Below are 8,817 nucleotides of genomic sequence, written 5' to 3'. Positions count from 1 at the left end.
CCGGCCCACCCGTCAGATCGGCGTCATCCGTCTGCAGGACCGCGGTGCCCAATTCCATTTCAAAGGCCGGCCCGTCATCGGTGAACGAGATGGAAGGCGCAATGTTGACGGCATCGGTGGCTTGGTCCGGTGGGGTCTCAGTATCGCTGAGCGTGCCGACCAGGTTAATGTAATCCCCGGCGCCAAGACCCAGCCCGACAGTGTCGCCGTTATAGGGCGCTTCAGTGTCAGCCGAACTGTGCTCGACCGCCCGTTCCTGGGTCAGCGTCACGGCGCCGGTGCTGCTGTTGACCGAGACCGAGAACACGACGTCGCCGGTTGCGGCGTTAGAGGCATCCGTACCTTCACGACCGACGATGTCGCCGAGTTCGTCAAACAGGTACACGGTGTTGCCGGTGGCGGTGTCCTTCAAAGTTGTTGTAACTGAGGCAGCGCTCAATGCCAACGAGTAGACAAGGCCACCATTGCCGTCGGCACCCGGTGAATTGGTTTCGACCGTAAACAATTCGTCGACGCCCTTGGTGTCGGTGTCCGGACCGCCTGCCAGATCTGCGTCGTCTGTCTGCAATCCACTTGTACCAAGCTCAATGTCAAAGAGGGGTGCGTCGTCCTCAATGAGGCCGCGGACATCATTCGCTGAGAAATTCTGCTTGTCACCATCCTCGTCAAAGGCTTCGAAGAGTTCCCCAAGGCCAATCCCAAGGATGTCGTCGTCGGGGTTGCCCGTCGTTACCGCGCCGTGCTCGACAGCGGCGAGCAGTTCCAGCCGGATATCTCCGTCGGTATTCACGAGAATCCGGAGATGATCGGTGTTGCTGATCGACAGGATGACTTCGTCGTTATAGGTCGTGCCGCCCACGTCGACGTTAACACCTTTATTCACCTCAACGTCAAACGTTTGACCGTCGTCACTGTTCAGCGTCGTTCCGTCTTTCGTCGAATCTGCGCCAAAACCCAGGCCCGGTGCGTCCTGGCCAGATTGGAATATGCCGCTCAGGTTGTCAGTTGCGACCAGCACGTCACCCGTGCCGTCAAGATTGCCGCCGGTCAAGGCGTCCTCATAAACTGTCAGATTGACATCCTGCGCGCCTTGGGAGGGACCATCATCGTAAAAATCGAGCTTGGATCCCGCCTCGGCCCGTTCGGAGGAAGTGCTTTCAAGGCTGAAGGCCTGAATACTGAACGCGACCTGATCGTCGCCGCCGTTTTTGATCGCTATCCGGTTGAAGGACGGGGCCACGATACTGATCCGGTCATTTTCAACCGCGCCGATTACGGTAAATGTGCCATCGCCATTATCGGTGACCATTGATGGGTCACCGGTGACGTCGACACCATTCACGAAGACTGCGGTAATATTCACCTGAACATCATCGCTATGGCCGGATATGAAATCCGTTCCAGTCTCAAGACCTGGGCCCGCGCCTTCGGTATTCCACGCAGACAGATGGACCAAGGGGTTTGTGGTTGGGCCACCTCCAGTGACCTTCACAACATTGAACGCCGCACCGGTCGTCTGGAACACGTCCGTGAATAGAATGTTGTTCTGGTCACTGGCCTCGGTGGGGGTCAGCCCGGGTACGATATATTCGGGGTCAAACCCAGTGGTGAAATTGAAGTTCAAAATCTCGCCAGCGCCAATGTCCTGTGAGTTGGTGCCAAGCGCGGTTTTATCTGAACCGTCGCCCAGATTGGCACCCTGGCCACTGTTCACTGAATCGCCGTTGGCCTCGCCGGAGGCCACAATCGTGACATTCCCCGAACTGAAGGCCATGAATTCATTCTGGCCGGACGGAGCACCCTCGAATGAAAAGTCGATGACCTGCTCGGCCGAGACAAAGACCTTGTTGGCTAAGTCCACAACATCGTCGGGGTTGCTCCCATCCGGATGCTTTATCGGCTCGAACAAGGCGATCCAGAAGTCGCCGCCGATGATATTGCCGCTGACCGGATCAGTGACTTCTTCCAGGTAAATCGCAAAGATGACTTCCTGGGTGATCGCATCAATTCCCAAAACGACATTGTCGTTCGCAGCCGACAAGAGGTTGATGTTGTTTCCCGCAAGCGAGTCGAGGCCGGAATCAAACGTACCATCGAATAAGAACCCGCTGTCATCGGTCAGGCTCAGCCCAGTGATCGGAGGATCAGCGGTGATCTGCACATCATTGCCGCCGGTCCCGTCAGTGGGATCGCCCGCGATCTCAATCGCATCACCGACTGCCACGCTATAGCCTGTGACCGTTGCGCTATAGGCCGCCAACGCGGTGTTGAAAACCGACTCTACATCAGTCGGGAAAACGGCAGGGGTTCCAACAATGTCTTGCTGTTGGTCACCAAGGGATTCATCAATACCAGTAATGCCGTCAATATTAATCGTAAGTGCCATAACACTTCCCCCAATGGTTTACACTGGAAGCAATGAAGACACCGAGATGAACCGCTCAAATTTTATGTCTCGGATAACTTCAGATTCCAGCAGTCAATCCAGACGCAATAATGTGCTCAGAAGGAGACGGCTTTGTTGGGGGGCAGATGATGAGCCAGATAAAGTCACAATAAGGCCGTGCACCGCTGAAACGGATTCGCACGGCTAAGGTTTCTACAATTTCGATTTTTTGACTTTAAGAGATATGAACCGCGACATTGGCACCCCCATGCCAGATAATAGGTTCTCCTTCAAACTGTGACAGCACGCTACCACAGGATTCCAAATTTCTCAATGTTTTCAATCGCTCAGGCGAGTGAAGCGCGAAGAGTTCGCGTAAAGGTAGGTGTCGCTAGGTGATTTTTTGCCTACTTTCCGAGCAAATTCCCGCCCAAAAATTGCCGAAACTTTGGCGGCTCTTGCGGCCATCATTGTTCGTCTTTTATCAACAATCCAACCGCAAAAGTCACAAAAGCGGGAAGTTTGAGGGCAAGAAATGGCTAAGGGCAAGGGCAGCGCCGGTAACGGCGGCAATACCGTGCTAAAAGGTGGGCGCGGGGACGATACCTATTTTATTAATTCCTCGGGAATTTCCATTAGCGAGAGAAAGAATGGCGGTATAGATTCCGTTTTCTCCAGCGTGGACTATACGCTTGACGACAATGTGGAAAATCTTTTCCTGGACGGCGTCGACGATCTTAACGGCACCGGCAATGAGCTTGATAATATTCTCGAAGGTAACGACGGGGACAACATTTTTTCTGGCTTGGATGGCGACGACACGATTCTGGGATTTGCCGGGGACGATACCTTGTCGGGGGGTGAGGGATTTGACCTGATCGATGGTGGCGAGGGGTATGACACCGTTCGCTTTGAAGGGAAGTTGGAAGACTACTCATTCGAAATAGTGGGTGAAAGTATTTATGTCACCTCTTCTTCTGGCGAGCGAGACCACCTGATAGATGTCGAGGTGCTGTCCTTTTCTGACATAGATTTGTTGGTCGTAGACTTGGAAACGCCTGACGATTCTAACGCTGATTCGCCGCAAGCGCTTGACGACTATGGGTCGGTGCAGAGCGATGGGTCGGTGATTCTAGCTGTTCTGACGAATGACCTTGGCGCGGGATTGCGAATAGCTTCTGTAACGGAAGGTGTGTCCGGTGCAGTAACAATTAACGAAGACGGGACCCTCACTTATGTTCCTTATGAAGGGGTCTCTGGCGCGGACACTTTCAGCTATACCGTTGTTGACGACCAAGGGCGCACTTCGACAGCGCAGGTGACGATGGAGATTGTAGACGGCAACTCAGCCCCAGTCGCTGTCAACGATACCTTTATGGCCGCTGAGGGTGAAACTCTCGAGAGTTCGGCCAGTATTCTCGACAATGACAGCGACAGCGATGGTGATACGCTGACCATTACGCAATACGATGCTGTCAGCGCCAACAATGGATCGGTCGTTGTGAACGCCGACGGGACGTTCAGCTATACCGCCGCCATGGGGTTCGTCGGAACTGACACTTTCAGCTATACAGTTGAAGACGGTCACGGAGGTAGTTCTTCCGCAGTTGTGACAATAGAAGTCGAGGGTGCCTCAGAGCCGGATGTCCCTTATTATGTTACAGGGCTGATTGCTGGAGACGAGTATCGGCTGAACCCCAACGATCCGGTCGGGACAAGCATCACTGTAACTTATTCGTTCGCTACTGCGACACCGGATTATTACCACGACGGCCATTTTGCCTGGACGGACTTCGAAGCTTTCACGGCAGAAATGCAGGCGATTACGCGTAGCGCGCTTTCCAGTATTTCGGAGTTCGCGGACATTACGTTCGTCGAAGCCCCACTTGAAGAAGCCAGCATAGTGTTTGGGATCGCGGATATCGGCGGGTCCGCCCGAGGGTTAGCCTATTATCCGAATGCCTATACCGTTGGTGCACCTGCCGGAGATGTTTGGATCGATTCATCATTGTCAGGACTCTCTTTTGAGCCTGGGACTGAGGAATATAAAACGCTGATTCATGAAATCGGGCATGTATTGGGGCTTCAGCACCCAGAAAACCTGCCGCTTGATGAGTTGAATCGGCAATATACTGTGATGTCGGATTATGTGCATCCGTCCTTCGACGGCGAGGCAAGTTCGATGTTATTGTATGACGTCGCGGCTATCCAATATTTATATGGAGCCAACGCGACCACTAGAACAACCGACGACGTATATGACTTCGATGCGTTGTCCGGGACTGTGGAAATAATCTGGGATGCGGGTGGGCATGATGCCATCGACCTCTCAGCTTCAACGCACGGCGTTGAAATCGATTTGCGCGAGGGTTCATTTAGTACCGTTAGCCAGTCAGGTAGCAACAACATTGCTATCGCTCATGGGACAGAGATCGAAGACGCTATTGGCTCTTCTTTCGATGATACGATAGTTGGCAATGATGGCGACAATTACATTTTCGGGGGCGGCGGAAATGATGTCTTGTTCGGCGGTGACGGAGATGACTATTTCGACTTCGACGGCTCCAACGGAAATGACCAGATTTCTGATTTCACGAACGGACAAGATGTACTTGCATTCAGCGGTCCAGAGACGTCGATCGACGACCTGACAGTCACGACGCAGGATTCTGGGGTTTTGGTAGAGTATTCCGGTGGCTCAATCCATCTTGATAATGTTCTGTACCTGACAAGTGACGATGTAGTCTTCGGGGTCGCCTAATCTGCAATTTTAGCACAGTAAGCGCCGTTGGCTCTGTCGGAATGAACAGGTTTGAGACGAGGGCGGGCTTTGGTTGGTAAAACTTCTGCAGAATAATCGGGATAATTGAGACAGATATTAGGAGGCTGCCAACTTAAGGGCAAAGCAGACAAGTTTGCAATGACACCCTCGCGACTCCTTTAGGGAAATTTCCTTGAGAACCCTACCTATTTTGTGCTGGGATGGAGCCGGTTTTAAAACCACTGTCGTTTACAGAATGTATTGGCGGGCATCTCTTGTGGTTTCGACTACCGGTGGCGACAAACCTAAGAAGATCCGACCGCATATTCGTCGGCTTGTCGCAACGGTCATCGTTTTCAGCATTTTCACCAACCTTTTGATGCTGACAGGGCCTCTCTTCATGCTTCAGGTCTATGACCGGGTGCTTGCCTCTCGGTCAGAGGAAACCCTGGTTGTTTTGTTCGGTCTTGTCGCGATTCTTTACCTGTTTTACGGGCTCATCGAGTTTGCCCGCGGACTCATCGCTGCGCGTGCCGGTGCCCGGTTTTAGACGGCTTTCGACGAGTCCGTTTTCCGAGCCGTACTTGAAGACACCGCCGTACATGGTGGACAACATAAGCAGACCGCCCCGCTCGACGCGCTGGCCTCAATTCGAACTTTCTTCACAGCTCCAGTTCTCTTGTCGCTACTTGATCTTCCATGAACCCCCATTTTTATCGGCTGCATTTTTATCTTCCATCCCTATCTGGGATGGATGGCCGGCGCAGGCGGCATGACTCTGATCGCTGTCGCTTTCATTAACCAATTCGTAACTTACAAAGGCTTACCGAGGCCAACGGGCTCTCACACCGGGCAGATCGCTTCGCGGCTCAAGCCGAAGAAGGGGGCGAACTCATCTGGGCACAGGGCATGTCGCAAGCAATGGTAAAGCGCTGGCAAGACATGCGAGCGGAAGGTGTTAAACGTACGATCGCTGCCACCGATTGGACGGGCTCTTTCACCGCCAGTAGCAAAGCATTCAGGCTCTTCCTTCAATCTGCAAATCTGGCGGTTGGCGCCTGGCTCGTTTTACGAAATGAAATCAGCGCACGAGCCATGATTGCGGCCTCTATTCTGATGGGCCGTGCTCTCGCACCGGTCGAGCAGAGTCTTGGAAGCTGGTAAATCGTGCAGAATGCGCTTTCTAGCGGGAAGCGCCTGAATACCTATCTTGCCGACAACTGCGAGCGTGAGCCACCTCTTGAGTTATCGCAACCCGGGGCCAAACTCCCTGTCAATAATGTGTCTTTTGTTGTCCGCCGAGGCGATGAACCGATCCTGAAATACGTGAAGGTCGAGGTTTCGCCAGGAGAATCGCTCGGTGTAATCGGAAAGAGCGGCTCCGGCAAAACCACTCTTGCCCGCGCGATCGTAGGTCTTTTGACGCCCGTCGCCGGTGAGGTGCGTCTAAATGGGGCTAAGCTGGAACATTGTGGCCCGGATCAATTGGGTCGGCACATTGGCTATCTTCCACAGGACGTTGTGCTTTTGAAGGTAGTGTCGCCGAAAACATAGCGCTAATGGACCTAAACCCGGATTCTGAACTTGTCATCAAGGCCGCCAAAAAAGCGCGAGTGCACGACATTATTCAGAGACTCCCCGACGGGTACAATACTCGGATCGGAACCCACGATGCGCAATTGTCGGGTGGACAAAAGCAACGGCTTGCATTGGCTCGCGCGCTTTATCGCGACCCTGTGCTTTTGGTTCTCGACGAGCCGAACTCGGCACTGGATGCTGATGGATCTGAGGCCCTGAACTCGGTCGTGCGGGAAATGAAGGCGGACAACAGAGCTGTTGTTATTATGACCCATCGATCGACGGCGATCTCAGAGTGTAACAACATGGTTATTCTGGACCAGGGTAAAGTCGCGGCGCAGGGCCCGCGAGACGAAGTTTTTAAGTCGACGTTGAAGAATGCCAACCAGGTTCAAAGCGTCGTCAGCGGAAAGACAAGCTGATGTCAGAACATAAAGAGAGCTGGAGTGCCGTCGTGCCAACCACAATTGGTGCAACGGCGATCATCGTGATGTTGGGTGTCCTTGGGGTTTGGAGCGTCAACACGCAGATTGCCGGTGCCGTGGTGGCCTCCGGGGTGATCGAGGTTGAAAGCGAGCGGCAGGCGATCCAGCATCCAGACGGTGGGGTGGTTGGGCTATTTTCGCGCGCGATGGCGATCTAATGGCTGCCGGCGATGTGCTTGTGCGGTTCGACGATACATTTCTCAAAAATGAACTCGAGATCGTCGAAGGTCAGCTCTTGGAAATATTCGCGCGCATGGCGCGCTTCGAAGCCGAGCGTGACGACACTGAGAGCGTGACATTCGACACTCCTCCAGACCTGATGTTAGTGCCTGAGGGCAAAATCACAGAGCAAATGGAAGGGCAGAAACGTCTTTTTGAAGCGCGTCGCATATCACTCGCGCAGAACGCCCAGCAAATTTCTGAACAGAAAGCTCAAGTTGCACAGCAAATTGAAGGCGTAGAGGCGCAGCGCAGGGCACTTGATCGCCAACTCAAGCTCATCGAGCAGGAACTGGCTGATGTACAAAACCTCTTTGATCAGGGGCTGACGAAAGCGTCGCGCCTTCTTGAATTGCAACGCGCCCAAGCTAGGCTCGAAGGAGAAATCGGCAGTCTGACGGCGCGCGTCGCCGAGGCGCGCGCAAAGATATCAGGCTTGGAAATCCAGCGACTTACTCTTTTTGACCAACGCCGCGAAGAAGCAATAAGCCGACTAAGGGACTTAGGTTACAATGAACTCGAATTGGTCGAGAAGCGCCTTGGGCTTATCGAAAGGCTGTCCCGCCTTGATGTCCGGGCGCCTGTCGCCGGCATTACCTTTGGATCAAGCGTCTTTGCGGAACAGTCTGTAGTTCGGGCAGCCGATCCGATGATGTATATCGTGCCAGGGGATCAACCGCTTCACGTGTCCGCAAGGATCTCACCGACAGATATCGAGCAGGTCTACACCGGTCAGGACGTTTCGCTGATGTTCACGACGTTCAATCGACGCACGACGCCGGAAGTTGCGGGGAAAGTCGTCCGCGTTGCCGCTGACGCTGCACAAGATGAAGCCACAGGCGTAGCGTACTACGAAGCGATCCTCATGCCCGAAGCGGCCGCGGTCGAGGCTTTGGAAAATGTCTCACTTGTTCCAGGCATGCCGGCCGAAGCCTTCCTCAAGACCGAGAACCGGACTCCGCTAAGTTATCTGACGCAACCGCTCACCCTGTATTTTCAGCGTGCGTTTCGCGAGGATTAAATCACCGGCCCCAATAATGCCGGTGGTGCACACGTCCAATCTTCCAATTACGATAATGTTCTGTATCGGCTCTGATCAGGGCTGCGCTAAAGTATATCAGTCTTGGACTACGCCGTTCTCAAAGGAAAAGAAAGCCGATGAGATTTGGGTGACCTTTTAACGCCAACTCGTTCGCCGACTTCTATTGAACCAAACTTTTCAACTCATCATGATGAATTAAAAACTGTGCACAGCAGTATCGTTAGGACGTCAATTTTGCGGACGTTCGGCAAAGGCCAAATCCTGCTCCCGCAACCAGCGTCAGAAATCCCCTACACAGCCCGGTCAGACTAAAATTGATCCCCCGGATCAAGTGCTTAACGTCGCC

Annotated in this window: 8 protein-coding genes; 7 read left to right on the top strand and 1 reads right to left on the bottom strand. The window is 53.5% G+C overall.

Annotation, left to right across the window (positions count from 1 at the left end; genetic code table 11):
* Window positions 1-2,386, bottom strand: a 2,386-nt coding sequence (locus tag ACR0L1_RS23575; RefSeq protein WP_480861098.1) for a DUF5801 repeats-in-toxin domain-containing protein, incomplete at its 3' end; no start/stop codon positions are given.
* Between the two features lie 535 nt (window positions 2,387-2,921).
* Between ACR0L1_RS23575 and ACR0L1_RS23570 the strand changes: the two genes are divergently transcribed.
* The 7 genes from ACR0L1_RS23570 (at window position 2,922) to ACR0L1_RS23540 (ending at window position 8,450) form a co-directional block, all read left to right on the top strand.
* Complete coding sequence (locus ACR0L1_RS23570) at window positions 2,922-5,147, top strand: Ig-like domain-containing protein (protein WP_480861096.1); 2,226 nt, start codon at window positions 2,922-2,924, stop codon at window positions 5,145-5,147.
* Between the two features lie 193 nt (window positions 5,148-5,340).
* Window positions 5,341-5,697: a hypothetical protein gene (locus tag ACR0L1_RS23565; protein ID WP_480503612.1), complete on the top strand. Its 357-nt coding sequence runs from the start codon at window positions 5,341-5,343 to the stop codon at window positions 5,695-5,697.
* 359 nt (window positions 5,698-6,056) lie between these two features.
* Window positions 6,057-6,311: a hypothetical protein gene (locus ACR0L1_RS23560; RefSeq protein ID WP_480503611.1), complete on the top strand. Its 255-nt coding sequence runs from the start codon at window positions 6,057-6,059 to the stop codon at window positions 6,309-6,311.
* Window positions 6,312-6,314: 3 nt separating this feature from the next.
* Entirely contained in the window at window positions 6,315-6,701 is a 387-nt protein-coding gene (locus tag ACR0L1_RS23555) for an ATP-binding cassette domain-containing protein (RefSeq protein WP_480503610.1), read from the top strand.
* Window positions 6,702-6,706: 5 nt separating this feature from the next.
* A complete protein-coding gene (locus ACR0L1_RS23550) occupies window positions 6,707-7,147 on the top strand; it encodes an ATP-binding cassette domain-containing protein (RefSeq protein WP_480503609.1) in 441 nt (146 codons plus the stop codon).
* Window positions 7,147-7,368: a hypothetical protein gene (locus tag ACR0L1_RS23545; RefSeq protein WP_480861093.1), complete on the top strand. Its 222-nt coding sequence runs from the start codon at window positions 7,147-7,149 to the stop codon at window positions 7,366-7,368. Before ACR0L1_RS23550 ends, ACR0L1_RS23545 begins: the two co-directional genes overlap by 1 nt.
* Window positions 7,368-8,450 carry an HlyD family type I secretion periplasmic adaptor subunit gene (locus ACR0L1_RS23540; RefSeq protein WP_480861091.1) on the top strand — a complete coding sequence of 361 codons (1,083 nt, stop codon included), beginning with the start codon at window positions 7,368-7,370 and terminating at the stop codon, window positions 8,448-8,450. The genes ACR0L1_RS23545 and ACR0L1_RS23540 overlap by 1 nt, the downstream gene beginning before the upstream one ends.
* Window positions 8,451-8,817 lie beyond the last annotated feature (367 nt).

The organism is Ruegeria sp. J8, assembly GCF_056531925.1.
This window is presented reverse-complemented; position numbering and strand designations above follow the sequence as displayed.

What these genes read in the sequence shown, in the direction of transcription:
- ACR0L1_RS23545 (WP_480861093.1), top strand. Translation starts at nt 7,147, where the DNA reads ATGTCAGAACATAAAGAGAGCTGGAGTGCCGTCGTGCCAACCACAATT.
- ACR0L1_RS23540 (WP_480861091.1), top strand. Translation starts at nt 7,368, where the DNA reads ATGGCTGCCGGCGATGTGCTTGTGCGGTTCGACGATACATTTCTCAAA.
- ACR0L1_RS23570 (WP_480861096.1), top strand. Translation starts at nt 2,922, where the DNA reads ATGGCTAAGGGCAAGGGCAGCGCCGGTAACGGCGGCAATACCGTGCTA.
- ACR0L1_RS23560 (WP_480503611.1), top strand. Translation starts at nt 6,057, where the DNA reads ATGTCGCAAGCAATGGTAAAGCGCTGGCAAGACATGCGAGCGGAAGGT.
- ACR0L1_RS23550 (WP_480503609.1), top strand. Translation starts at nt 6,707, where the DNA reads ATGGACCTAAACCCGGATTCTGAACTTGTCATCAAGGCCGCCAAAAAA.